Source organism: Rhodococcus sp. PvP016 (genome assembly GCF_017832185.1).
Taxonomy (GTDB): Bacteria; Actinomycetota; Actinomycetes; order Mycobacteriales; family Mycobacteriaceae; genus Rhodococcoides.
This window is the reverse complement of the sequence record NZ_JAFIBH010000001.1, coordinates 1,090,749-1,114,448: the sequence shown is the minus strand read 5'-3', so window position 1 is coordinate 1,114,448 and position 23,700 is coordinate 1,090,749. Positions and strand designations below refer to the sequence as shown.

At 68.3% G+C, this 23,700-nt stretch carries 21 protein-coding genes and 1 tRNA gene; 9 read left to right on the top strand and 13 right to left on the bottom strand.

Translation table 11 applies throughout. The features are described from left to right. Positions 1–3: 3 nt before the first annotated feature. A complete protein-coding gene (locus JOE30_RS05145) occupies positions 4–477 on the bottom strand; it encodes a GatB/YqeY domain-containing protein (RefSeq protein WP_204869650.1) in 474 nt (157 codons plus the stop codon). A gap of 75 nt (positions 478–552) precedes the next feature. On the opposite strand from JOE30_RS05145, the gene JOE30_RS05140 reads away from it, so the two are divergent. Both JOE30_RS05140 and JOE30_RS05135 read left to right on the top strand, forming a co-directional pair. After that, the gene (locus tag JOE30_RS05140) at positions 553–1,518 is read left to right on the top strand and encodes a metallophosphoesterase (RefSeq protein WP_051613580.1); all 966 of its coding nucleotides are present in this window, start codon (positions 553–555) and stop codon (positions 1,516–1,518) included. Positions 1,519–1,554: 36 nt separating this feature from the next. Then, a tRNA-Pro gene (locus tag JOE30_RS05135) sits at positions 1,555–1,628 on the top strand. 69 nt (positions 1,629–1,697) lie between these two features. Here the strand turns inward: JOE30_RS05135 and JOE30_RS05130 are convergent. After that, the gene (locus JOE30_RS05130; RefSeq protein WP_204869649.1) at positions 1,698–2,063 is read right to left on the bottom strand and encodes a DUF1330 domain-containing protein; all 366 of its coding nucleotides are present in this window, start codon (positions 2,061–2,063) and stop codon (positions 1,698–1,700) included. A gap of 122 nt (positions 2,064–2,185) precedes the next feature. Here JOE30_RS05130 and JOE30_RS05125 point away from each other — a divergent pair, with 122 nt between their 5' ends. The 3 genes from JOE30_RS05125 (at position 2,186) to JOE30_RS05115 (ending at position 5,516) form a co-directional block, all read left to right on the top strand. Beyond that, complete coding sequence (locus JOE30_RS05125; protein WP_204869648.1) at positions 2,186–3,754, top strand: TPM domain-containing protein; 1,569 nt, start codon at positions 2,186–2,188, stop codon at positions 3,752–3,754. A gap of 13 nt (positions 3,755–3,767) precedes the next feature. Next, entirely contained in the window at positions 3,768–4,046 is a 279-nt protein-coding gene (locus JOE30_RS05120; RefSeq protein ID WP_027506667.1) for a hypothetical protein, read from the top strand. A 78-nt stretch (positions 4,047–4,124) separates the two neighbouring features. Continuing rightward, positions 4,125–5,516: a nucleobase:cation symporter-2 family protein gene (locus tag JOE30_RS05115; RefSeq protein WP_204869647.1), complete on the top strand. Its 1,392-nt coding sequence runs from the start codon at positions 4,125–4,127 to the stop codon at positions 5,514–5,516. Positions 5,517–5,528: 12 nt separating this feature from the next. Here JOE30_RS05115 and JOE30_RS05110 read toward each other — a convergent pair whose 3' ends face one another. The 5 genes from JOE30_RS05110 to JOE30_RS05090 form a co-directional block, all read right to left on the bottom strand. Next, positions 5,529–6,518 (bottom strand): LLM class F420-dependent oxidoreductase, encoded by a 990-nt coding sequence (locus tag JOE30_RS05110; protein WP_204869646.1) that lies wholly within the window; start codon positions 6,516–6,518, stop codon positions 5,529–5,531. Positions 6,519–6,533: 15 nt separating this feature from the next. Beyond that, complete coding sequence (locus JOE30_RS05105) at positions 6,534–7,334, bottom strand: SDR family NAD(P)-dependent oxidoreductase (RefSeq protein ID WP_204869645.1); 801 nt, start codon at positions 7,332–7,334, stop codon at positions 6,534–6,536. A 6-nt stretch (positions 7,335–7,340) separates the two neighbouring features. After that, positions 7,341–9,149, bottom strand: coding sequence for a glycoside hydrolase family 15 protein (locus JOE30_RS05100; protein WP_204869644.1), 1,809 nt, complete (start codon positions 9,147–9,149; stop codon positions 7,341–7,343). After that, positions 9,146–9,811, bottom strand: a complete 666-nt coding sequence (locus tag JOE30_RS05095; protein ID WP_204869643.1) for an HAD family hydrolase — start codon at positions 9,809–9,811, stop codon at positions 9,146–9,148. Before JOE30_RS05095 ends, JOE30_RS05100 begins: the two co-directional genes overlap by 4 nt. A 140-nt stretch (positions 9,812–9,951) precedes the next feature. Beyond that, positions 9,952–11,475: a catalase gene (locus tag JOE30_RS05090; RefSeq protein WP_204869642.1), complete on the bottom strand. Its 1,524-nt coding sequence runs from the start codon at positions 11,473–11,475 to the stop codon at positions 9,952–9,954. A gap of 273 nt (positions 11,476–11,748) precedes the next feature. On the opposite strand from JOE30_RS05090, the gene JOE30_RS05085 reads away from it, so the two are divergent. Next, a complete protein-coding gene (locus JOE30_RS05085; protein WP_204869641.1) occupies positions 11,749–12,897 on the top strand; it encodes a hypothetical protein in 1,149 nt (382 codons plus the stop codon). 60 nt (positions 12,898–12,957) lie between these two features. On the opposite strand, the gene JOE30_RS05080 is transcribed toward JOE30_RS05085, so the two are convergent. From JOE30_RS05080 to JOE30_RS05065, 4 genes are all read right to left on the bottom strand, one after another. After that, entirely contained in the window at positions 12,958–14,664 is a 1,707-nt protein-coding gene (locus JOE30_RS05080; protein WP_204869640.1) for a GMC oxidoreductase, read from the bottom strand. Continuing rightward, positions 14,661–16,196 carry an NAD(P)/FAD-dependent oxidoreductase gene (locus tag JOE30_RS05075; protein WP_307806071.1) on the bottom strand — a complete coding sequence of 512 codons (1,536 nt, stop codon included), beginning with the start codon at positions 16,194–16,196 and terminating at the stop codon, positions 14,661–14,663. Before JOE30_RS05075 ends, JOE30_RS05080 begins: the two co-directional genes overlap by 4 nt. Beyond that, positions 16,193–16,804, bottom strand: a complete 612-nt coding sequence (locus JOE30_RS05070) for a TetR/AcrR family transcriptional regulator (RefSeq protein ID WP_204869639.1) — start codon at positions 16,802–16,804, stop codon at positions 16,193–16,195. Before JOE30_RS05070 ends, JOE30_RS05075 begins: the two co-directional genes overlap by 4 nt. A gap of 69 nt (positions 16,805–16,873) precedes the next feature. Then, the gene (locus tag JOE30_RS05065; protein ID WP_204869638.1) at positions 16,874–17,956 is read right to left on the bottom strand and encodes a glycosyltransferase; all 1,083 of its coding nucleotides are present in this window, start codon (positions 17,954–17,956) and stop codon (positions 16,874–16,876) included. A 189-nt stretch (positions 17,957–18,145) separates the two neighbouring features. On the opposite strand from JOE30_RS05065, the gene JOE30_RS05060 reads away from it, so the two are divergent. Then, positions 18,146–18,343 carry a PspC domain-containing protein gene (locus JOE30_RS05060; RefSeq protein ID WP_204869637.1) on the top strand — a complete coding sequence of 66 codons (198 nt, stop codon included), beginning with the start codon at positions 18,146–18,148 and terminating at the stop codon, positions 18,341–18,343. Between the two features lie 291 nt (positions 18,344–18,634). Further along, entirely contained in the window at positions 18,635–19,324 is a 690-nt protein-coding gene (locus JOE30_RS05055; RefSeq protein ID WP_204869636.1) for a hypothetical protein, read from the top strand. A 98-nt stretch (positions 19,325–19,422) separates the two neighbouring features. On the opposite strand, the gene JOE30_RS05050 is transcribed toward JOE30_RS05055, so the two are convergent. Together JOE30_RS05050 and JOE30_RS05045 are read right to left on the bottom strand one after the other, a co-directional pair. Next, the gene (locus JOE30_RS05050; protein WP_204869635.1) at positions 19,423–20,466 is read right to left on the bottom strand and encodes an aspartate-semialdehyde dehydrogenase; all 1,044 of its coding nucleotides are present in this window, start codon (positions 20,464–20,466) and stop codon (positions 19,423–19,425) included. A gap of 7 nt (positions 20,467–20,473) precedes the next feature. Then, complete coding sequence (locus tag JOE30_RS05045; RefSeq protein WP_027506651.1) at positions 20,474–21,739, bottom strand: aspartate kinase; 1,266 nt, start codon at positions 21,737–21,739, stop codon at positions 20,474–20,476. A gap of 128 nt (positions 21,740–21,867) precedes the next feature. Here JOE30_RS05045 and JOE30_RS21630 point away from each other — a divergent pair, with 128 nt between their 5' ends. Then, on the top strand, positions 21,868–23,544 hold the full coding sequence (locus tag JOE30_RS21630) for an FUSC family protein (protein ID WP_204869634.1): 1,677 nt from the start codon (positions 21,868–21,870) through the stop codon (positions 23,542–23,544). Positions 23,545–23,700: the final 156 nt, after the last annotated feature.

Here is a 23,700-nt window from a genome sequence, read left to right as displayed (position 1 = left end):
GCGCTACAGCCGAGCCTTGACCGCGGCCGAGATTCGGGAGCCGTCGGCCTTGCCGGCGGCGATCGCCGTGGCCGCCTTCATGACCTGGCCCATCTGACGCATCGCCGGGCGCTCACCGAGTTCCTCGGCCACCTGCGCGATGGCCGTGTCGGCGACGTCGGCCAGTTCGGCGTCGGTCAGCGGCGTCGGCAGGTACTCGTCGATGATCTGCGCCTCGGCACGCTCGGTCGCGGCCAGTTCACCGCGCCCGTTCTGGGTGTAGATCTCGGCGGACTCGCCGCGCTTCTTCGATTCCTTGGCCAGCACACGCAGCACGTCGTCGTCGGTGAGCTCGTGTGCTTCCTTGCCCGACACCTTCTCGGTCTGTACCGCCGACAGCAGCATCCGCAGCGTCGCCGTCCGGAGCTTGTCCTTCGCCTTCATCGATGTCGTCAGATCCGCCCGCAGGCGCTTTTCCATGTCACAGTTCTCGGCCATGCCGGAAACGGTACTGTCGATGAGGTGTCCGGTACATCAGCGTTCCCCCGTCACTCGGCGCACTCGCTCCCGAGTCTGCAGTCGGCCGCGCGTTCTCTCGCCACTCCCGGAGGGATCGCGGCTCTCGCCGCGGGGTCGGCGGCGGTGGGGCTGACCTACGCCACGGCCATCGAGCGGAACGCCTTCGCGCTGCGGGAGACCACCATGCCGGTGCTCGCCCCGGGATCGTCGACGCTGCGCGTCCTGCACATCAGCGACCTGCACATGATGCCGGACCAGAAGCTCAAGCAGAACTGGGTGCGTGAGCTCGATCGGCTCGAACCCGATCTCGTCGTGAACACCGGCGACAACCTGTCCCACCAGCGGTCGGTGCCGGCCGTGGTGCAGTCGCTCGGGTCCCTTCTCGGTCGGCCCGGGCTGTTCGTCTTCGGCTCGAACGACTACTTCGCGCCCGTGCCCAAGAACCCCCTGAAGTACTTCTCCAAGAACCACAAGAAGGTGTTCGGGAACCCGCTGCCGTGGCAGGACCTGCGGGCCGCCTTCACCGAGCGCGGGTGGATGGACGTCACCCACGTCCGCCGCGAGCTCGAGGTGTCCGGCGTCCGGATCGCGACGGCCGGGGTGGACGATCCGCACCTGAAGCGTGATCGCTACGACACCATCGCCGGCGCGCCGAACCCCATCGCCGACGTGAGCATCGGCATCACCCACTCTCCCGAACCGCGCGTGCTCGATCGCTTCGCGGCGGACGGCTACGACCTCGTGCTGGCGGGACACACCCACGGCGGTCAACTGTGCCTTCCGTTCTACGGCGCACTGGTGACCAACTGCGAGCTCGACCGCTCTCGCGTCAAGGGACCTTCGCGTTGGGGCGCCCACACCCGACTGCACGTCTCGGCCGGACTCGGCACGTCGCCGTATGCGCCGTACCGCTTCTGCTGCCGCCCCGAGGCCACCCTGATCACCCTGGTTCCGGCGAAGCGTCCGCCCAGGACCTCACCCGAACAGGGCGTTTCGCGTTCCGAAGCCATGGTGCGATAGAGTTGCAGAGCTGCCCTGACGGGGAGTGAACGGCCACGGGGTGTGGCGCAGCTTGGTAGCGCGCTTCGTTCGGGACGAAGAGGTCGTGGGTTCGAATCCCGCCACCCCGACTCGTGGTTGAGACACGAAGGAAGGCCCTGCACCGGGATGCCGGTACGGGGCCTTCCGCCATGTCGGGGTCAGGGCCAGGGGACCGTGGCCTGCAGAACGGCTTCCTCCAGCGCAGCAGTGCGGAGCGCCGTCACCTTCTGATACTCCGGATCGGCCACCATCTCGCTGAATGCCGTTCGTGAGGGATAGCGGACGAGAAGCACCGCGTCCCAGCTCTGTCCGGTCTCCGCGACGAGCGGTGTCGAGCCGTCGCCCGCGAACAGGACCTCGCCCCCGTGGCGAGGAAGAAAGGTCTCGTCGAGCGCCCGTGCGTAGTCCGCGTACGAGTCCCGACCCCCCTCCGCGAAGCGGAGGAGATTGAGCATCACCACCGGTCCCCCGGGATCGTCTTCCAGGAAACGCTTCAGGTCTCTTCCACGAGGATCGATGGCCATGGCTCCAGTATGAGAGACACTCGCCGTAGGAACAGCCGAATCACGTTGCCGGACGGACGGTGCCGCCGCCAGCCGATCACGACCGGCGATACCGAACCGTGGAGTCTGCCTATCATGACGGCATGACACGGTTCCGGTTCGCGGTCGCGTTCATCGCGGCGACAGCAGTGCTCGGTCTTTCGGGGTGTTCCGACGGCTCGGGTTCCGGTGGCACGCAGTTCGACGGACTGACGGTCGGTCAACGCGTGTACGACCGCACCGGGGACTCGCTGGGTCCGGCCGACGTCGAGGCGCTGGAGCAGCGACTCGACGCGTTACGCGCCGAGACCGGGGCCGACGTCGTCGCGTACGTCCGTGAGCTGGACGCCGACTCGGACGACACCCTCGACCAGGTGGAGGCACTCCAGCAGGCGTGGGTGTCGACGGCGGACGTCGATCAGGACGTCGCCGGTGCCATCCTGATCAACCGCGAGCCCGGTACCGACGACGAGGCCCGGGCCGGGATCTTCCTCGGTTCCACCTTCGACGACGGCAATGTTCCCCGCGACGAGCAGGAAGCGATCATCGAGGACGCCCTGGTGCCGCCGCTGCGCGACGGTGACGTCGCGGGCAGTCTGACGAACGGCATCGACCGGCTCGAGTCCTCCATCCTGGTCGGGCCACCGGTGACGGCGCTCGACGAGTTCGCCGCCGGGCCGGGGTCGACGTGGCTCCCGTGGACCGGTCTCGCCGTCGTGCTGGTCGGCTCCGCGGGCGCGGCGCAGATCTACCGTCGCCGTTCGCGGCCCACGGTGTCGGCGCAGCCTCCGACGACCTACCGACCCGATCACACCACCGATCCCGCGATCGTCACGGCTCTGGTCCATCGAAGCGCGCAGGCGAGTGCGGTGCCGGCCACGCTGCTGGCGCTCGCGGCGGCCGACGCCGTCGCGCTCGAGTCCGAGCCGGGTTCCGGGTCGAAGAAACGTGACAAGAACACGCTTCGCGTCCGACTGCTCGACCGCGGCAAGGTACGCGGCGACGTGCAGGACGCCGTCTGGACCATGCTGTCCGAGAAGGCGGAGGGCGACGTCGTGGACAGCGCCGCGCTCGCGAAGCTCGCGCAGGGTGACGGCGCCACGAAGGCCGTCGTCGACGCGCACCTCGAGGCGAACGGGTGGGTGCGCCACGGCACGGCCGGACCACGCTGGGGCCTGGCCGGACTGGCACTGCTCGGCGGTGCAGTCATGGTGGGCGCAGGCGTGGTCGCTGCTGCCGGGGCCCCGATCATGCTGGTAGCCGCAATTCCCGGCGGGATCCTGCTTCTCGCCGGCCTCGTCATGACGGTCGCCTACTCGCGATTCTCGGTTGCCGGACTCGATGCCGCTCGTCCCTGGGAGGCCTACCGCGACGGGCTGAAGCAGTCGGGAAAGGACGACGACTCCTCGCTCGATCTCGACGACGCACTGCCGGACATCGTCGCGCTGGGGCTCGGCTCCACGTTCACGAAGCGCCTCGAGACCGCCACGGACGCGGACGGCGGAACGACGCTGCGCGCCTTCGCCTCACCGTCCGGATCACTGCACGCCTCGGACCCGGCACTGCTGAACTGGGTCGTCTTCTCCTCGGTGTTCACCTCGACCAGCAGCAGCACCGGCACTGTGTCCGGGGCCGGCGCGGGTGGCGGTGGCGGCGCAGCGGGGAGCACCTGAGACCATTCCGGGTGTGACCGACACCCCGTCATCACGACCCGCGTATCGCAACGGCGCGGGCAGCAGCGCGCTGGTCGCGGGCATCGTCGCGCTGGTCTGCGCGTTCGTGCCCTTCGTGGGTGACATCGTCGCGGTGCCCACGGGCATTCTCGCGGTGGTGTGCGGATGGGTCGGCATCGGCCGGGACGAGGACGGCACGGCCACCAACGGCCGCGAGGCGATGATCGGAGCCGCGCTGGGCGGCGCCGCACTGTTCGTCGTCTTCGTGTCCTTCGCCGCCACCACGCTCTGAGCCGACGGCGTGCCGCCGTAACGGCGCGGAAACCGAGAAGACCGACGAATGACACGGGTAGGGCCGACACTGTGTCCCATGGTGTCGTTGTCGAGGTTCACTCGCGGGCGGGCGGGCGCGCATCCCGTCGATCACATTCCCCCGCTGTCGGTGCTGGCTCCACTCGGTCTGCAGCACGTGCTCGCGATGTACGCGGGCGCGGTCGCCGTTCCTCTCATCGTCGGCAGCGCCCTGGTCGCCGCGGGGGAACTGCAGTCGAGCGACCTGCCGTACCTCATCACGGCCGACCTGTTCGTCGCCGGGATCGCGACACTGATCCAGGCGGTCGGGTTCTGGCGCTTCGGAGTACGACTACCGCTGATGCAGGGCTGCACCTTCGCCGCAGTGACACCGATGATCGCCATCGGCTCGCAGTACGGCGTCACCGCCATCTACGGTTCCGTGATCGCGTCCGGCGTGTTCATGATGGCGCTGGCGCCGGTGTTCGCGAAGCTGCTCCACCTGTTCCCGCCTCTGGTCACGGGCACGGTCATCCTGATCATCGGCCTGTCGCTGATGCCGGTGGCGGCCGGATGGTTCGGCGGCGGAACGGGTTCCGAGGACTTCGGTGATCCGAAGTACATTGGGATGGGCGCACTCACGTTGCTCATCATCCTGCTGATCGAACGGTTCGCTCCCCCGGCTGCCAAGCGACTGAGCATTCTGCTCGGACTCGTCGCCGGCACCGTCATCGCGATCCCGTTGGGCATGACCGACTTCAGTGGTGTGCGGGAACAGGACTGGGTCGGCGTGACCACACCGTTCCACTTCGGATTCCCGACGTTCGAGGTCAGCGCGATCATCACCATGTGCATCGTCGCGCTGGTCATCATGACCGAGACCACGGGCGACATCATCGCCGTCGGTGAGATCGTCGACTCCAAGGTCCCGCCGCGACGCCTTGCCGACGGTCTGCGCGCCGACGGCCTGTCGACCATGCTCGGCGGCATCTTCAACACGTTCCCGTACACGGCGTTCGCGCAGAACGTCGGGCTGGTGGCGATCACGGGTGTCAAGACCCGCCATGTGGCCACGTTCGCCGGCGGCATCCTCATCCTGCTGGGGCTGCTGCCGAAACTCGGTGCCGTGGTGGAGGGTGTGCCGCTTCCCGTGCTCGGTGGCGCGGGCATCGCACTGTTCGGCATGGTGGCCGCGAGCGGCGTCCGCACGCTCGCGCAGGTGTCGTTCAACAACACGAACATCCTGGTGGTTGCCGTCGCGGTGGGCGTCGGACTGTTGCCCACGGTGTCGCCGGATCTCTACGACCGGTTCCCCGACTGGTTTCAGACCATCTTCCACTCCGGCATCAGCGCGGGTGCGCTGTTCGCGGTGGTCCTGAACATGCTGCTGAATTCGGAGTCGTTGCGCGACAAGCTGTCCACCGACACAGATCCGCCGGCCCACGACGCTGTGCGTGGACCGGCGCTCTGATCGATCCGTCGGTCAGGTCGACGCTGCGCGGAGCTTCTCCAGCAGTGGCCCGGCGGCCTCGGCAAGGAAGCGCTCCTGGGTCTCGTCACCGACCTGCACGAGTGCGATGTCGGTGAAGCCGGCCTCCCAGTAGGGCGCCACCTTCTCGACGATCGCATCGAGATCCGGTCCGCAGGGGATGGTTCCGGCCACGTCCTCCGGCCGGACGAACTGTGTCGCACCCGCGAAACCGGCCGTCGTCGGCAGGTCCGCGTTCACGGCCCACCCGCCCGCGAACCAGCGGAACTGGTCGTGCGCGAGCTCGGTGGCCGCCTTCTCGTCCGGACCCCAGCAGATGGGGATCTGGCCGATCTTCTTCGACTCCCGGTTCAGGCCCGTGCCGATGTGCCTGGCCTTGTCCCAGCCCTCGACCAGCTCGGACTTCGGCTCCGTCGAGATCATGTGGTCGCCGAGCGGCGCGAACCGTTCGATCGACTTCGACCCCGAGACGGCGATGCCGATCTCGAGCGGGTGTTCGGGGGTGTCCCACAGGCGCGCCGAGTCGACGCGGTAGTGCTCGCCCTGCCACGTGACCAGCTCACCCGACTGGAGTTGCCGGATGATCTTGACCGCTTCCTCGAACATGTCCTGACGCTTGTCCACCGAGGGCCAACCCTCGCCGACGACGTGCTCGTTCAGGTTCTCGCCGCTGCCCAGGCCGAGCGTGAAACGGCCGTCGGCGAGGATCTGCAGCGTGGCTGCCTTCTGCGCGACGATCGCCGGGTGGTACCTGATGATGGGGCAGGTCACGTACGTGTAGAGACCGACTCGGGACGTCGCCTGCGCGACCGCGCCGAGCATCGTCCAGGCGTAGGACGCGTGTCCCTGCGACGACAACCAGGGTGAGTAGTGATCGCTGGACACCTCGAAGTCGAACCCGACGTTCTCCGCCTCCACGGCGTAGTCGACGAGCTGCTTCGGTCCGCTCTGTTCGGTCATGAGGGTGTAGCCGAAACGTGTCATGGGCGTGGGTCCTCTCTAGATGGTCGCGACGGAACCGGAGTCGACGCGGTAGTTCGAGCCGTTGACGAAGCTGGCGCGCTCCGAGCACAGGAACGTGATCACCGACGCCACTTCCTCCGGGGTACCCCGTCGGCCGAGTTCCATGAACGGCCGGTCCTCCTTCAGGAAGCTCTCGATGGCCTCGTCGCGGTCGGTGCCACGCTCGTCGGCTCGCTTGTCCATCATCGCGTCCGTCATCGGGGTGTGGATGAAGGCCGGGGACACCGCGTTCACCAGGACACCCTCGGACGCATACGTCTTCGACAGTCCCTTGACCAGCGAGAGGATGCCGGCCTTGGCCGCGCAGTAGGGCAGCTCGTCGATGTAGGGCTGCTCGGCGTCCTCGGAGGCGAGCAACACGATGCGTCCCCATCCGCCCGCGCGGAGTTCGGGGAGGAAGGCGCGCACGACGCGCACCGGCCCGAGCAGGTCGACCTCGATCGTCGTCGACCACCCGTCGTCGTCGATCTCGTGGAACATGCCCTGTGCGCCGGTGATGCCGGCGCTCTGCACCAGGATGTCCACGGTGCCGAGCGCCTCGACCGCCTTCGCGTGCATCGCCTCGACGTCGGCGGGCTTCGTCACGTCCGCAGCGAATGCTGTGACGGCTCCCTCCGGTCCGGTGAGCTCGGCAGCGCCGGCGGCCAGCTTGTCCTGATCCATGTCCGTGACGAAGACCCGGACACCCTCGTCGAGCAGCATCTGCGCGGCGCACCACCCGATTCCCGAGTCCGCGCCGGTGATGACGGCAGTTCTACCCGTGATTCCGAGGTCCATGTGGTCCTACTTTCCTGTGTCGGAGGTCGTGTGGTCGTGACCGCTGGCGAGCGTGAGCGCAGCGTTGATGAGAGCGAGATGGGAGAGCCCCTGCGGGAAGTTGCCCAGGAAGGTCGACGGTTCGTTCTCGGCCGACCGGTCGGGGTCGATCATCTCGGCGAAGAGGCCGACGTCGTTGCCGCTGGTGACGAGTCGATCCATGAGTGCGGTGGCCTCGTCGCCGCGGCCGAGTTTGGCGAGGGCGCCGACGACCCAGAACGAGCAGGCGACGAACGTACCCTCGACCATCTGCATGCCGGAGTACCGGTAGAGGTGGTCGCCGGAACCGAGTTCGTCGCGCAGAGCGTCGACGGTCCTCGACATCCGCTCGTCGTCGACGCAGCGGCTGCCCGCGTGCAGCAACACGGAGGCATCGAGTTCATCCGTACCCGGGTACCAGACGTAGGCGCCGCGGGACTCGGACCAGCAGTTGTCGTCGATCCACTGGGCGATGTGGTCGCGCTCGGTCACCCACCTGTCCGCGATGCCGGGAATCATGCCCTGCTCGGAAAGGTGCACCGCACGGTCGAGTGCGTGCCAGCAGCCCATCTTGGAGGACGTGTAGTGCTGGATGGTGGGCAGCTCCCACATTCCGGCGTCCTTGCGGCGCCAGATGTCACACGTCGTGTCGGCGATCTCCGCGAGGAGTCGGCCCGTGGGCGCGTCGAGCACGTTGCCCGCGTCCACGTAGAGGGACACGATGTCGAACAGATCGCCGAAGATGCCCTGCTGCAACTGGGTTGCCGCCTCGTTACCGTTGATCACCGGACCGACACCGCGCCACCCCGGCACGTCGGGATATGTCGAACCGCCCGGAATCTCACCGTTCAGGGTGTAGAACACCTGCGTGATCTGCTCGTTGCTGCGGATGATGCGCAGCAGCCACGCCACCGCGGCGTGGACCTCCTCGCGCAGACCGAAGCGGATCAGCGCCTTGATCGTGTACGCGGTGTCACGCACCCACGCGTAGCGGTAGTCCCAGTTCTTCGCGCCGGCCCACCGCTCCGGCAGCGAGGTCGTCGCCGCCGCCGCGATCGCACCGGACGGGCTGTACAGCAACAGTTTCAGTGCGAGGGCGCTGCGATGGACCTCGTCGTGCCAGGGACCCTCGTACCGGAACTCCTCGGACCACATCTGCCAGTTCGCTATCGTGCGGTCGATGCCCGAGTCGACGTCTTCCGGCACTGGGAGATACAGCGGTTCCACCTCGGTACCGACCACGGCCACGAGGGAACGCGAACCGACCTCGGTGGTGAATCGACCGCTGATGGAGCGAGATTCGAGCACGACGTCGTCGGCATTGAGAGTACGCACGCCCAGGGTGACACCGTCGACGCGCAGCACCGTACCGTGCACCGTCTCGTACGACCACGGCGAAGCCGTTCCCAGACACGTCCCCGGAGCGACGGACCACTCCATGTCGACACTGCCCTCGACGCCCTCGACGCGCCGTGCGAGCTCGGTCCACGGAAGGCGTCCTGCCACACCGGTGTTGAGCGAGTCCGTGACGTTCACGACACCCGACTCGGTGGTGAACGTCGTGACCAGGACATTGGTGCCGTCGGCGTACCGACGTGTGGTCGTGAACTCATCCGCCGGGCGCATCGAGATGTAGCCGCCGGACTCGGCGTCGAGCAGTGCCGCGAACACCGGCGCGGTGTCGAGATTGGGAACGGGGAACCAGTCGATACACCCGTCGTCCGCGATGAGCGCGACGGTGCGGCCGTCGCCGATCGCCGCGTAGTTCTCGATCGGTGCGTAGCCGTTCTCTCTCATTCGAGGCGCGCGATCATCGAATTGTCGATGTGCGCCAACAGGTCTGCAGGATCGTCGTACACCGCGGTGGCGCCGGCCTCGGTCAGCTCGGCACTCGAGACGCCGCCACTGCGCACCCCGATACACGGGACGCCCGCTGTGACGGATGCCGTCACGTCCCACACGGAATCCCCGACGAAGACGGCGCGCTCGGCACCGACGCCGGCACGGTCCAACGCGATGTCGACGATGCGCGGCTCCGGTTTGGCGGTCTCCACGTCCTGCGACGACGTGAGTTCGGAGACGATGTCGTCGACCCCGAGGATGTCGCGCAGGATCGCAAGTTCGTTCGTCGGCGCCGAGGTGGCCAGCACCACCTGCAGGCCCCGGTCCGCCACCGCACCGAGCAGATCGAGCGCTCCCGGCAGCGGAGACAGCAGCGGCGACAGTTCCTCGTAGTACTGCGTGTGCAGTTCCTTCGCGCGTTCCGCCGCGTCCTCGGGTGCGTCACCCGCCAACGACGAGAGCAACTTCGCGCCGTCCATCCCGATCGAGCGGTGGATCCGCCACGAGTCCACAGCGATACCGGCGTCGGAGAAGGCACGAGCCCAGGCGTGCACATGGGCGTAGTTCGAATCGACGAGCGTGCCGTCGATGTCGAACAGAACCGCGGGAGAAGTCACCCTCCTCGACTACCCGGGGGTGGGGTACGACAAACGGCGGGAGGGGAGCGTCACGATGGGGTGCCGCGCCAGGTGGAGCGACGACGCCGCCCGCCGCGCCCGGTGAGGGTGCGACGGGCGGCGTCGAGAACCGAAGCGGATCAGACCCGCGCAGCCTCGTCCGCGGGGTCGTCCACCGCGCCGGCGCCGGTCGTGGGAGCGGTCTCGCCCTGTCCGGAGCGCACACCCTCCTCGACCTTCTTGCCGATCTCGGGATCGACGTTGCTCCAGTACTGGAACACGCGCTGCAGCACCGGCTCGGTGACACCGTTCAGCGCGTGGCCGACGATGTTGCCCACGAGACGCTCGCGGGCGTCGTCGTCCATGACCTCGCGCACGAGAATGCCGGCCTGGACGAAATCGCCGTCCTCGGGATGCTGCACGTACCCGGTGCGCACGAAGCGGGGCTCGAAGTCCCAGGCACCGTCGTCGCCGTACGCATTCGTGTCGGCAGCGGGACCACCGTACGAGTTCGGGGCGTACACGGGCGTCTCCGCGGAGTTGTAGTGGATGTTCATCGCACCCTCCTTGGAGTACGAGTTGATCTCCGCCTTCGCCCGATTGACCGGCAGCTGCGCGTAATTGGTGCCGATGCGGTACCGGTGCGCGTCCGCGTAGCTGAAGATGCGTCCGAGCAGCATCTTGTCCGGGCTCGCGCCGATGCCCGGCACCAGGTTGGACGGCTCGAACGAGCTCTGCTCGATCTGGGCGTGGAAGTTCTCCGGGTTCTTGTTCAAGGTCATCGTGCCGACCTCGATCAACGGGTAGTCCTTCTGCGACCAGACCTTGGTCAGATCGAACGGGTTGTACTTGTAGTTCTCGGCGTCGTCGTACGGCATGATCTGCACCTTGACGGTCCAGCTCGGGAAGTCGCCGTTGCGGATCGATCCGAACAGGTCCTGACGATGGTGATCGGGCGACGTGCCCGCCAGCTCGTCGGCCTTGTCCTGGGTCAGGTACTCGATGCCCTGGTCCGTCTTGAAGTGGAACTTGACCCACGACTTCGTGCCGTCGGCGGCGATGAACTGGTACGTGTGCGAACCGTATCCATTCATGTGGCGGAACGACTTCGGGATTCCACGGTCACCCATCAGCCAGGTCACCTGGTGTGCAGACTCGGGCGACAGGGTCCAGAAATCCCACTGCATGTTGTTGTCTCGAAGACCGGAATCGGGCATGCGCTTCTGGCTGCGGATGAAGTCCTGGAACTTCAACGGATCGCGCACGAAGAACACCGGCGTGTTGTTGCCGACCATGTCCCAGTTGCCCTCGGTGGTGTAGAACTTCAGCGCGAAACCGCGGGGATCGCGCCACGTGTCGGGGCTGCCCTGCTCACCCGCGACGGTGGAGAAGCGCGCCAGCATCTCGGTCTTCGCGCCGGGCTGGAACACCGCCGCCCGCGTGTACTGCGAGATGTCACCGGTGACCTCGAACGTGCCGAAGGCACCTGCACCCTTGGCGTGCACCACACGCTCCGGGACCCGCTCACGGTTGAACTGCGCCATCTTCTCGATGAGGTAGTGATCGTGCAGCAGAATCGGTCCCTGCGCACCCGCGGTGAGGGAGTGTTCGTCGCTGGGTACCGGAATGCCGGCATTGTTGGTCGTGGGCCTCGGCTGTGTCATGGGTCCAGTGCCTCCTCTTCGTGGCAGACGCGAAGCGTCGCGGTGTGACGCGGAACGTCCGTGGTACCCGCATACCCGGGCATCGACCGGCGCACACGCAGAATGTCGATCCATTCCAGTATGGCGCTTTTTCTGGATCCAGTCCAGTTAGGCGCTAGGTGTCCAGGGCAGCGCAGCGGGCATTGTGCCAGGTCACACACATGGCGGAGATGGGTGATTCGTGTGGCACTCTTCGGTCGTCGAGATGGCAGCAGTTCTGGGGGGAAGACAACAATGCACAGTCGTTCGAGCAGATCCGGCCTCGTCCGGCGGGCGGGACTCGTCGCTGCTGCGGCCCTCACCGCGGTCGCCTCCCTCGCAGGAACCGCCTCGGCCGAGCCGGGACCGGCGGCACCGTCGACCCTTCTCGGGTCGATCAGCGACGGGCCCGGTCGGTTCCACGTCTTCCGCACGGTCGACAGCGGCAACCGACCGACTGCCGAGGACACGTCGCGGTGCAACGCCCAGTACGGCGTTCCGGCCCAGTATCTCCTCGTCGAACGTCTCGACGCCCGCATGTACACCTTCCAGTCGGACCCCGCGTCCGGCGCGCTGACCGCCGAGACGGCGCGCAACGTCGGGCCCATCCACGTGTGCGACGGGCTGGGACTCGACGGAACCCAGATCCTCGACCAGTGGGGCACTCTCGACGCTCCCGGGCTCGGTCGTCTCGACATGCGCGGACCGTGCGGCTTCGAGCTCTACCCCGGGTCGCCCGGACGCGGCGCCGTCGACTGCGTTCTCCGCATCCAGCCCAACGCGTCCGGTGTGAGCGCCGGTGTCGCCACCAGCAACTCGGTGGCCAACCCACTGCGTCTGCCCGGTGGGCGCACTGGATCGGTGTGGACGCTGTACTCGCTCGGCGAGGGCACCGCGCCCGTCGATCCGGCTCCGCCCGCCGGGATCCCGCAGCCGACGGGCCCCATCGCCTACAACGTGACACGCGAGGTGAATTCCCGGTCGGTGGGATCGTCGCCGGCCTGCGCGGGAGGCGAGCGCACCACCGAACTGCACGCGGCGAGTGTCGATCCCGCCACCGGGGCGGCCTCGACCTCGCCCAGCGAGATCACGGCCGCGACGGCGCGTGTCTGCTATTCCCCGAAGGCGCAGCCTGAGTTCGGTGCTGCCCTGACGGTCACGTACGACACGCTGTCCGGTGGCCCGCTGACCGTCGAGGGGCGCGGTCAGTGTCGCCAGAACTCGCTGCCCGGCATCGCCGACGTGCAGCAGAGCTGCGGACTCACCCTCCCGCCGAACCCGGCACGCGGACTGGTCGGCGGACAGGTGACCATCAACGGACTGGTCCCGGCCGGTGACCCGGCAGGGTCCGCCAACTCGGCGATCTGGACCACCTCGCTGCTGGGACCCATCTCCGGCAAGTGACGTGGCAAGACAGGCCCCGATCTCCGCAAGGAGGTCGGGGCCTGTGTCGCGTCGGGTCCGTCAGCGATTCCGACCCACCACCGTGAGCGGGAGGCGCAGTGCGCCGGGCGCTTCGGCGGGTACCACCGGAGCGACAGGGCGGACCGGGGCGAGGGGTTCGTACCCTGCGCCGACCGGCGGACGCTGATCGGCCTCTCCCTTGTTCGGCCACAGGGCCATCGCTCGCTCCGCCTGGGCGGTGATGGTGAGCGACGGATTGACGCCGAGGTTGGCACTCACGGCCGATCCGTCGACGACGTGCAGACCCTCGTGCCCGAACACCCGGTGGTACGGATCGATGACGCCCCGTTCCGGAGTCGCACCGATGACGCATCCACCGAGGAAGTGCGCGGTCATGGGGATGTCGAAGACGTCCGCGAACGAACCACCCGGATCGCCGCCGATCTTGTCCGCGGCCTTCCTGATCGCGATGTGGCCCTCCGGGATCCACTTCGGCGGCGGGCTGCCACCCCCCGGGCGGGAGGTCAGACGACGACCGAAACGACCCTTCCTCGAGCCGAGTTCCAGCGAGTTGTCGTCGGTCTGCATGACGAGCGCGATGACGGTGCGCTCCGACCAGTTCTTCACCGACAGGCTGCGCACGGTGGCGGCCGGGTGGCGCAGCGCGACGCCCAGCGTCTTCAGCGGTCGTGGCAGCCTGCCGCCGCCGTCACTGAGAACGGTCTGCAACAGTCCGATGGCATTGCTGCCCTTGCCGTATCGCACCGGCTCGATGTGCGTGTGATCGTTGGGGTGGAACGACGAGGTGATCGCCACGCCCTCCGTGTAGTCGATCTGCCGGTCACGCGCCGTCGCGGCCAGCACCGCTTCGGAGTTGGTGCGCACCACGGACCCGAGCTTGTCCGACAGGTGCGGCAGATCCCCGGTCTCCTTCATCGCCAGCATCAGCTTCTGGGTCCCGTACGTGCCGGCGGCGAAGACGACGTGGTCGGCCGTCATCACGGTCTCCTTGCGCCGCAGCTTCGCGCCGGTGCGACGCGTCCGCACCTCGTATCCGCCGCCCGCGCGGGGACGCACCGAGGTGACCGTGGTCAGCGGATGCACCATGGCACCGGCCTTCTCGGCGAGGTAGAGGTAGTTCTTCACCAGAGTGTTCTTGGCGCCGACACGGCAGCCCGTCATGCATGCACCGCACTCGGTGCACCCTGTCCGGGTGGGTCCGGCACCACCGAAGAACGGGTCCGGGACGTCGCGCCCCTTCTGGCCGGGCTGACCGAAGAACACGCCGACCGGTGTGGTGCTGAACGTGTCGCCGACGCCCATCTCCTCGGCGATGTCGCGCATGACCTTGTCCGCAGGGGTGATGGTCGGGTTGTCCTCGACGCCCAGCATTCGACGCGCCTGCTTGTAGTACGGCGTCATCTCCGCTTCCCAGTCGGTGATGTCACCCCACTGCGGATCCTCGAAGAAGCGGCTCGGGGGCTGGTACAGAGTGTTCGCGTAGTTCAGCGATCCGCCGCCGACGCCTGCTCCGGCCATCACCAGGACGTTGGGGAGCAGGTGGATCCGCTGCAGTCCGTAGCACCCGATCATGGGTGCCCACAGATACTTCCGCAGTCGCCAGCTCGTCTTGGGCAGCTCGTCGTCCTCGAAGCGACGACCGGATTCCAGAACACCGACTCGGTATCCCTTCTCGGTCAGACGCAAGGCGGAGACGCTGCCGCCGAAACCCGATCCGACGACGATGACGTCGTAGGTGTTCTTCATATCGCTGCCTTCTCCGACGGTGTACTTCGGTCTGCGCGGCCGGTGTCCGGCCCTCCGGTCGCCCGCAGCGTGCGGTAGTTCTCGATGTCGAACGCGGCGGTCGCCTTGCGGAACTTCCACGTGAAGGTCGGCCACATGGCCGAGTTCCGCCCACTCGCGTCCAGGTACCAGCTCGAACACCCGCCGGTGTTCCACACCGTGCCGGCCAGGTCGGCGTCGAGAGACGCGTTCCACTCGTCCACCGCGGACGGACTGACGTCGACGGCGTCGACGCTGCGCCGCGTCATCTCGCGGAGGGCGGACTCGACGTAGGCCGATTGGGACTCGAGCATGTAGACGATCGAGCTGTGCCCCAGATTGGTGTTCGGCCCGTACATGAGGAAGAGATTCGGGAAGCCGGCCATCGTCGTACCTCGGTAGGCACGCGGGCTACCGCCCCACCGCTCGGCGAGTGTTCGACCGTCGCTGCTGCGCAACAGATGCGCGACGGGCGGCTCGGTGGGTGTGAAGCCGGTACCGAAGACGATGGCGTCGACTTCCCGCTCGCGGCCCGCGGCGTCCACCACACCGGTCGGCGTGATCGAGGCCAGACCGCTGTCCACCAGTTCGACGTCCGGTCGCTGCAACGTGTCGTACCAGTCGTTGGACAACAACATGCGCTTGCAGCCGATGGTGTAGCCCGGCGTGAGGCGCTTCCGGAGTCCGCCGTCGCGCACCTTCAGTCGGAGGAAGCCCGTGGCGATCGTGTGCGCGATCGACAGAAGCTTGGGCCGCTTGGCCATCATCTCGACGTACATCTCGCGGTAGGCGTAGATCGCACCGCGCTGCGCCTCGAGCGTCCACGGCGCGCGGCGGTAGAACCATCGCTCGATCGGACCGCGCGTGCGATCCATGCGCGGGATCACCCATGCCGGGGTGCGCTGGAAGACGTGCAGCTGCGACGTGATCGGAGCGATCTCGGGAACGAACTGGATGGCCGACGCACCGGTGCCCACGACGGCGACACGCTTGCCGCTCAGGTCGTAGTCGTGGTCCCACGTCGCGGAGTGGAACGTGTGGCCGGTGAACGTCTCGAGTCCCGGCACGGCCGGGAGCTTCGGCGTGGACAGCGTTCCCGTGGCCGCGACCAGCACCCGGCAGGTGAGATCGCCCTTCTCCGTGGTGACCTCCCAGACGCAGCGTTCCTCGTCCCACTGCGCCCCGAGCAGTGCGCAGCCGGTGACGAGACGGTCTCGGATCCCGAAGTCGTCGGCCACCCCGCGCAGGTACCGATGAATCTCCGGTCCGCGTGCGAAGGTGTGGCTCCAGTCGGAGTGCGGAGCGAAGGAGAACGAGTACAGCGACGTCGGAACATCGCATGCGACACCGGGATACGTGTTGTCACGCCAGGTCCCACCGACGTCGTCGGCACGCTCGATCACGAGCACGTCGGCGGACGGGTCCTCGCGGAGCACCCGCGCCGTCACCCCCATACCGGCGAATCCCGATCCGACGACGAGAACATCGACGTGCGCGGGCAGTGTGGTCGTCACAGCTCCGTCACCGCCCGCTCCCACTCCGGCAACAATCGTGCACGCATCGCGTGTTCCTCCTCGGGGGTTCGGAAGATGGCCGACACGGCCATCCCTCGGGCGAGTTCGATACTCAGGTCGAAGGCAGCGGGAGACATACTGTCCCCGTACAGCTCTCGGCCTCCTTCCTGCAACACCTCGGTCACTCGACGCTCGAGCGGTTCCACCGCGGCGTGCAGTGCCGCATCCGTGCGCGCGGCGACCCACAGTTCGAGTGCCGCGTGGAACAACGGGCCGGAGAAGGCGTCGAGCAGGAGCGCCGGGCCGACGGGTCCACCGCGGTGGACCCCGACCAGCTCGTCGAGGCGTCGCTCGACGAGCCGCTCGACCGCCGCCACGACGAGCGCTTCCTTCGTCGGGAAGTGGTGGAGCTGAGCGCCGCGGGACACCCCGGCCCGACGTGCGATCTCCTGAGTGCTGGCGCGGGAGTACCCGACGTCCACCAACGTGTCGATGGCGGCGTCGAGAAGCTTGGCCCGCGTGCCGGCGGTGCGCTCCGCCTGCGTCCGGCGGGCGGGCTGGGCAGCCGGCTCGGTCGCGGCGGTGGTCTCGGTCACACCTGCGACCATAACGGCTTTCTTACAAACAGTCCAGACTGAATGTAAGTGGGTCTGTCGGGGGCCAGGGCAGTCCGACCCTCACCGCCCGGACAGGACCGCGAGCATTGATTCCACCGCTGTCGGCCAGCCGTACTGCTCCGCCCTCGCCCGCGCCGTCGGCCGTCCGCCCGAGGGGAGCGCCAACGTCGTGGCGATGCCCTCGGCGAAGTCGCGAGAACGATTGGCCACCGCTGCGCCGCAGTCCGGGGTGACGATCTCGGCCAGCGCGGACGTTCCCGAGACCACGGCGGGCGTGCCCGATGCCAGCGCCTCCAGAGCCGCCAGCCCGAACGTCTCGTGCGGTCCGGGAGCGACCGCGACGTCCGCCTCCGCGAGCAACCGTGCGACGCGCTCGCGGTCGGAGACGAACCCGGCGAAGTGCACGGGCAGACCCTCGGCGCGCCGCTCGAGCGCGGCCCGCCGCGGACCGTCCCCCACCACCACCAGGCGTGCGTCGATGCCCTCGCGGCGCAGGTGTGCCAGCGCGTCGACGCTGCGCTCGGCGTGCTTCTCCACCGACAGGCGCCCACAGTGCACCAGCCGGATCATCCGTCCCTCGTTGCGATGGCGACGCGACGGGTGGAACAACTCGAGGTCCACCCCGAGTGCGATGCGGTGCGCGTCGGCGCCGATCCGGTCGAACTCCTCCTGCGCGAACGCGGTGGTGCACACCACCGCGTCGTGGCCGAGGACGGACCGCCTGTTGGCGACGTCCGCCGCCGCGCGCGCCACCGGGACGGGCAACACCTGCCCGAGCAGTCGATCCAGCCTCTCGTGGGAGATCATCACGCTGCGAATCCCCCTGTGGCGCGCCCACGTTCCGAGGCCACGCAGGGTCAGACGGTCCGAGATCTCGAGCACGTCCGGTCGCAGACTCGCTGCGACGTCGGCCGTCACGGACGGCCTCGCCACCCGGTAGCCACCGGTCATGGGCAGCTGGGTGGACGGGACGGCGATGCGGTGCACCCCGGTGGCGGACATCGTCTCGGAGTGGACGTCGCCGGGCACGATGACCGTGACCTCGTGGCCGCGAGCGACGTATCCGGCTCCGAGCTGGTCCACGGCCGTCCGCAGACCGCCCGAACGAGGTCCGTAGAAGTTGGCCACCTGCACGATGCGCATGCGGCCCAGTGTCGAGGTGAGCCGTGTACGGACGAGGACCGCGCCGAGAACGTCGCACGAACACTGCCGTCGCACGAACACTGACGTCGAGTGATCACCGTCGTCGCACGACTGCGGCACGGGAACCCGGCACCGGCGCCGCACGTTGCCGTGGTGTCCGACACGTCACCGACGAGAAGAGGTCCCACGATGACCAGCCCGGCCCGCAGACTCACCCGTTCACGTCAGAGCAAGCTCATCGCCGGAGTGTGCGGCGGCCTCGCCGAGCGCTTCGGTCTGAGCGCAGGACTCGTGCGCCTGCTGTTCGTACTCTCGTGCATTCTTCCGGGACCGCAGTTCGTGGTCTACCTGGTCCTGTGGATCGCGATCCCCAAGTCGTCCTACTGATCGTTCGATCAGTTCGAGAGTGAGTGCACATCGGGCACCGTTCCCGTGGCGGGTTCGTATTCCGATCACCGACAACATCTTTGACCAACGGTTGGGCAGCGTCTACTTGCGGCACGCGTGACCTGCACCTACTGTCGAAGTCGATTCGTCGCACGTGCGGTGTCGTCACCTCGTCCACCGTGCGCTCACGTCGAAGTGCGAGGCGTTCGAGCCCCGGGGCGCCCGGCACCACACGGCCACTCTCGAGCAGGCTGTTCGCCACCACCCTGGCGCGCGGCCGGCAAGGACACGATGTCTTACCACGGCGGTTTCCCGCACCACGGTGATCCTTCGGGCCGCGGCGCTCGGCCTCGTCCGGGCACTCTCCCCGGTCCCGCTCGCGCCCGCGGTCGCTACACGTGGCGCTATCTCGACACCGACGAATCCGCCCGCCTGTGGGACGAGGTGACCGACTGGGTGTGGTGGCTGCGTGATCGCTACGAGTTGACCGAGCGCATCCCCCGCTGCTGGTACCGGCACGGACCGGTGGTCGAGGAGTTCACCGCCCTGTTCGCGTCCTGGAGCGAGGCCTACGGCGGCGAGAGCGGACTGTCCCGCTGGCATTCGCAGGACCTGTGGCCCCTGATCGAGCGGCTCGAGGTGATCGCCGGATTCGAACAGTGTCAGGCCGACGGGTGCTCGCACGACTCCGGCTTCCTCCACACTCCCGAGGGCACCGAGGCGGTCATGGAGCCGCTGGTCGACTCGTCGGGCCGCGATGCCGACGAGCAGGTGTCCACGGTCGATGCGATGGTGGTCGGTGTCGTCGACGAGAGCGTCATGCTCTCGGCCGTGGTCAGCGGCGAGGCGACAGCGCTGGACGCCGGTCTCCCCCACGGGCGCTACCGACTCGACGGGCGCCTGTGGACCTGGAGCTCGATCCTGGGTGGGTACGTGCCGTCACGCGACACGCACCGCACCCTGCGCGCTCTCGAGAGCTGAGTTCTTCGCACTGTGGTGGTCGAGACAGTGGAATCGGGACCCCGGAATCCGGGGTCCCGATTCCACGATCACCGCGCGGTGGGTGAGGGACCGGCGCACTACCGGACGAAGAGTTCGGCGATCTGAATCGTGTTGAGGGCAGCACCCTTGCGGAGGTTGTCGCCGGACACGAACAGCGTGAGTCCACGCCCGTCGGGCACACCGGGATCCTGCCGGATGCGGCCGACGAGCGACTCGTCGGCGCCGGCCGCCTGCAGAGGCGTCGGCACGGCCACCACGCGCACGCCGGGAGCCGACGACAGCAGTTCCGTCGCCCGTTCCACGGAGAGCGGGTTCGCGAACTCCGCGTTGATCGACAGCGAGTGGCCGGTGAACACGGGAACGCGGACGCAGGTTCCACTCACCAGCAGGTCCGGCAGACCCAGGATCTTGCGGGACTCGTTGCGCAGCTTCTGGTCCTCGTCCGTCTCGCCGCTTCCGTCGTCGACGAGCGAGCCCGCGAGCGGCAGGACGTTGAACGCGATCGGCGCGGTGTAGACCGTCGGATCGGGGTACGCGACGGCGCTGCCGTCGTGCACCAACTTCTCGGCGTCGGCCACCACGGCGCGCGCCTGCGTCGCCAGTTCCTCGACACCGGCGAGACCGCTGCCGGACACCGCCTGGTAGCTCGAGACGATGAGCCGCTGCAGGCCGGCCTCGTCGTGCAGAACCTTGAGCACCGGCATCGCGGCCATGGTGGTGCAGTTGGGGTTCGCGATGATGCCCTTGACGAGATTCTTCGTCGCTTCGGGGTTCACCTCGCTGACCACCAGCGGGACGTCGGGATCCTTGCGCCACGCGGAGGAGTTGTCGATGACGGTGACGCCGGCGGCGGCGAAGCGCGGCGCCTGCTCGCGGGACATGGTGGCGCCGGCCGAGAACAGGGCGATGTCGAGCCCGGTGGGATCCGCGGTGGACGCGTCCTCCACGGTGATCTCGCCGTCGCCCCACGGCAGGGTCTTGCCTGCAGACCGCGCGGACGCGAAGAACCGGATCGAGGCGACGGGAAACTTGCGCTCCGCCAACAGGGTTCGCATGACGGCGCCGACCTGTCCGGTCGCGCCGACCACACCGATGTGGAGGCCGGTGGAATTCGTGGTCATGGTGCTCCTACCTTCCGGTTCCGCCGTGCACGACGGCGATCTCGTCGCCGCCGAGGCCGAAGGCGGCGTGCAGTACACGCACGGCCTCGTCGAGCTCGGAGTCCTTGGTCAGCACGGAGATACGGATCTCCGAGGTGCTGATGAGGTCGATGTTGATGCCCGCGTCGGCGAGCGCTTCACAGAACGTCGCGGTGACGCCGGGGTGCGACTTCATGCCCGCACCGATGAGCGAGACCTTGCCGATGTGGTCGTCGTAGAGCACCTTGGTGAAGCCGATCTCGCCCTGCAGCTTGGTCAACTTCTCCACGGCGGTGGGTCCGTCGGCCTTGGGGCACGTGAACGTGATGTCGGTCTTCCCCGTGTCGATGCGCGAGACGTTCTGCAGCACCATGTCGATGTTGATCTCGGCGTCCGCGACGGCCCGGAAGACCTTGGCGGCGAAGCCCGGCTGGTCGGACAGGCCGACGACCGTGACCTTCGCTTCGCTCCGGTCGTGCGCGACACCGGTCAGAATGGCTTCTTCCACTGGAATGTCCTCCATGGATCCGGACACGATGGTCCCTGGCTTGGTGGTGTACGACGAGCGGACGTGGACGGGAACGTTGTAGCGGCGGGCGTATTCCACGCACCGCAGCATCAGGACCTTGGCTCCGCACGCCGCCATCTCGAGCATCTCCTCGAACGAGACCTTCTCGAGGTGACGGGCGTCGGGAACGATGCGCGGGTCGGCCGTGAAGATGCCGTCGACGTCGGTGTAGATCTCACAGACGTCGGCGTTCAACGCGGCGGCGAGAGCGACGGCCGTCGTGTCGGACCCGCCGCGACCGAGCGTCGTCACGTCCTTGCTGTCCTGGCTGACGCCCTGGAAGCCGGCCACGAGGACGATCGAGCCCTCGTCGAGTGCGTCGCGGACGCGCCCGGGCGTCACGTCGATGATCTTGGCGTTGCCGTGCACGCTGGTGGTGACGACGCCGGCCTGCGATCCCGTGAAGGACCGGGCCTCGGCTCCGAGGGAGTGGATGGCCATGGCGACGAGCGCGTTGGAGATGCGTTCGCCCGACGTGAGCAGCATGTCCATCTCGCGCGCGGGCGGCGCGGGGCACACCTGCTGCGCGAGGTCGAGCAGTTCGTCCGTCGTGTCTCCCATCGCGGAGACGACCACGACCACGTCGTGGCCCTTGCGCTTGGTCTCGACGATCCGTTCAGCGACGCGCCGGATCCGCTCGGCGGTCGCCACCGAGGATCCTCCGTACTTCTGAACGACGAGTGCCACGCTGGTGCTACCTCCCGAGTCGAGAACGTCCCGCTGGACATCCACTGGTGCGACGGGTGCCGCCGGAACGGTCAGCAGCCTACCGACCTGCGGGGGTCCGGGGGGAATCGCGTGCCTACCATCGAGTGGTGACAGCCTCGGACCCGTCCGCTCTACCGCCTCGTCCTCGGCGCCGACAACTCTTCGTCGCGGTGCCGTCGGTGGGGCCGCGCTGGCCCGGCGGCCTCCGCGCCGCGCTCGCGTTCGGTGTTCCGGCACTCGCGCTGCTCGCGCTCGGTTTTCCCACCGAGGCCCTGCTGACCGCGGCAGGCGGGTTCGCCGTCGTCTACGGCGAGGGCCGGCCGTTCCGGTCCCGCTGGTCGGTCGTCCTGTGGGCCGGTCTCGCACTCGTCCTGTCCGCCACCGTCGGCGGCCTCGTGGGCCAGTACGCCGACCCGCGGAACTCCGTGGTGGGCGCCGTCCTCGTCGTCGTGGTGCTCACCGTCCAGGGCACCGTCGCGACCTTCGTGGTGGATGCTCTCCGCCTGGGACCGCCCGGCGCCTTCTTCTTCGTCCTGACCTGCGCGATCGCCACCATCGTCCCGCAGAGCGGGGTGACGGCGTGGGTCAACTCCGCCTGTGTCGCGCTCGGCGCGCTGTGGGCTCTGGTCGTGTCCATGGCACCGGCGCTGCGCGACGCGTCGAAACCGGAACGCGACGCGGTGGCGGCCGCCGAGCGGAGCGTGACCGCCTTCGGTGAGGCCCGCACCGCGGGCGACCCCGCGGTCGGTGCCCGGCACCGCGCCGCCGTCGCGGTCGATCGGGCCTGGGCCGCGCTGCACGACGCCGAGATTCCGGCCCGGCGGATCGACGATCCGCTCGTCCTGCGACTACGCGGAGTCCACCTCGACTTCGCGCGCATCATCGGCGACGCACCGCTCGATCCCGAGCACGCGTCGGACACCGTGCACGTCACGCCGGATCACACGCCCTCCGTCCCGATGTCGCGCCCCACGATCCGGTTCCGGCTGCTCCGGGCTCTGCACGTCGATTCCCACGCCACCACGACGGCGCTCCGCGTGTTCTGCGCGTCGGCCGCCTCGGGCGCGATCGCCGTCGTCGCCGGACTCGGGCGGCCCGACTGGGCTGTCATCGGCGCGGTCCTCGTGCTGCAACAGGGTCTCGACCGACCACGAGGTACCGTCCGCGCCCTGCACCGCCTGGTGGGCACGGCCGCCGGAGTGGTGCTCTTCGCCATCGTCTTCTCGCTGTCGCCGAGCGGGTTCGTGCTGGTCCTGCTGCTGATGGCGCTGCAGTTCCTGATCGAACTGGTCATCGCTCGGAACTACGGCATCGCCGTCATGTTCATCACGCCCCTGGCGCTGCTCATCGGCGGCGCGTCCCATCCGGGTGCCCAGGCGTGGCCGCTCGCGACCGAACGTCTCGTCGAGACGTGCATCGGTGTGCTGTGCGCGCTGGCGTCGATGTGGGTGGTCGCTCGACACGCTCACCGGCGGTGCCTGCTCTGGTGCGACGGGCGCGTTCTCGACGCCTGTCGCCGGACGGCGGATCTGCTGCGCAGCGTGACACCCACCCATCCGGACGCCATGACCGCGCGGCGAGATGTGCAGTTCGAGCTCGTCGGGGCCGCCTTCGCTGCCGGGCACGCCGTCAGCGACGACCGGGAGTGGACGTCGGCGAGGTGGGATTCGCACCTGCGAGTGGACGCGGCCGGGTACGACCTCCTGTCCGCCTGCTGGCGCACTGACGACGGCGCCATGCTGGCGGAACCGGAGCGGTGGGCGGACGCAGCGCCGCGCCCGTGAGACGTGCCGGTGTCGTCCACGCGGGCGACGGAGTAGGGTGACGCGCATGTTCGGCGCCGGGTTCGCCCTCCTCCTTCGTCGCCGCGACGGGGTCTGATTCACAGACCGGCTCCCTGTCGCGGGTCTTTTCGGCGCCGGTCGTCCCCTTCCTCACAA

Excerpts from the sequence above, each read along its gene's own strand:
- JOE30_RS05145 (WP_204869650.1), bottom strand. The coding sequence starts at position 477 with ATGGCCGAGAACTGTGACATGGAAAAGCGCCTGCGGGCGGATCTGACG.
- JOE30_RS05130 (WP_204869649.1), bottom strand. The coding sequence starts at position 2,063 with ATGGCCATCGATCCTCGTGGAAGAGACCTGAAGCGTTTCCTGGAAGAC.
- JOE30_RS05125 (WP_204869648.1), top strand. The coding sequence starts at position 2,186 with ATGACACGGTTCCGGTTCGCGGTCGCGTTCATCGCGGCGACAGCAGTG.
- JOE30_RS05115 (WP_204869647.1), top strand. The coding sequence starts at position 4,125 with ATGGTGTCGTTGTCGAGGTTCACTCGCGGGCGGGCGGGCGCGCATCCC.
- JOE30_RS05110 (WP_204869646.1), bottom strand. The coding sequence starts at position 6,518 with ATGACACGTTTCGGCTACACCCTCATGACCGAACAGAGCGGACCGAAG.
- JOE30_RS05105 (WP_204869645.1), bottom strand. The coding sequence starts at position 7,334 with ATGGACCTCGGAATCACGGGTAGAACTGCCGTCATCACCGGCGCGGAC.
- JOE30_RS05100 (WP_204869644.1), bottom strand. The coding sequence starts at position 9,149 with ATGAGAGAGAACGGCTACGCACCGATCGAGAACTACGCGGCGATCGGC.
- JOE30_RS05090 (WP_204869642.1), bottom strand. The coding sequence starts at position 11,475 with ATGACACAGCCGAGGCCCACGACCAACAATGCCGGCATTCCGGTACCC.
- JOE30_RS05085 (WP_204869641.1), top strand. The coding sequence starts at position 11,749 with ATGCACAGTCGTTCGAGCAGATCCGGCCTCGTCCGGCGGGCGGGACTC.
- JOE30_RS05080 (WP_204869640.1), bottom strand. The coding sequence starts at position 14,664 with ATGAAGAACACCTACGACGTCATCGTCGTCGGATCGGGTTTCGGCGGC.
- JOE30_RS05070 (WP_204869639.1), bottom strand. The coding sequence starts at position 16,804 with ATGGTCGCAGGTGTGACCGAGACCACCGCCGCGACCGAGCCGGCTGCC.
- JOE30_RS05065 (WP_204869638.1), bottom strand. The coding sequence starts at position 17,956 with ATGCGCATCGTGCAGGTGGCCAACTTCTACGGACCTCGTTCGGGCGGT.
- JOE30_RS05060 (WP_204869637.1), top strand. The coding sequence starts at position 18,146 with ATGACCAGCCCGGCCCGCAGACTCACCCGTTCACGTCAGAGCAAGCTC.
- JOE30_RS05055 (WP_204869636.1), top strand. The coding sequence starts at position 18,635 with ATGTCTTACCACGGCGGTTTCCCGCACCACGGTGATCCTTCGGGCCGC.
- JOE30_RS05050 (WP_204869635.1), bottom strand. The coding sequence starts at position 20,466 with ATGACCACGAATTCCACCGGCCTCCACATCGGTGTGGTCGGCGCGACC.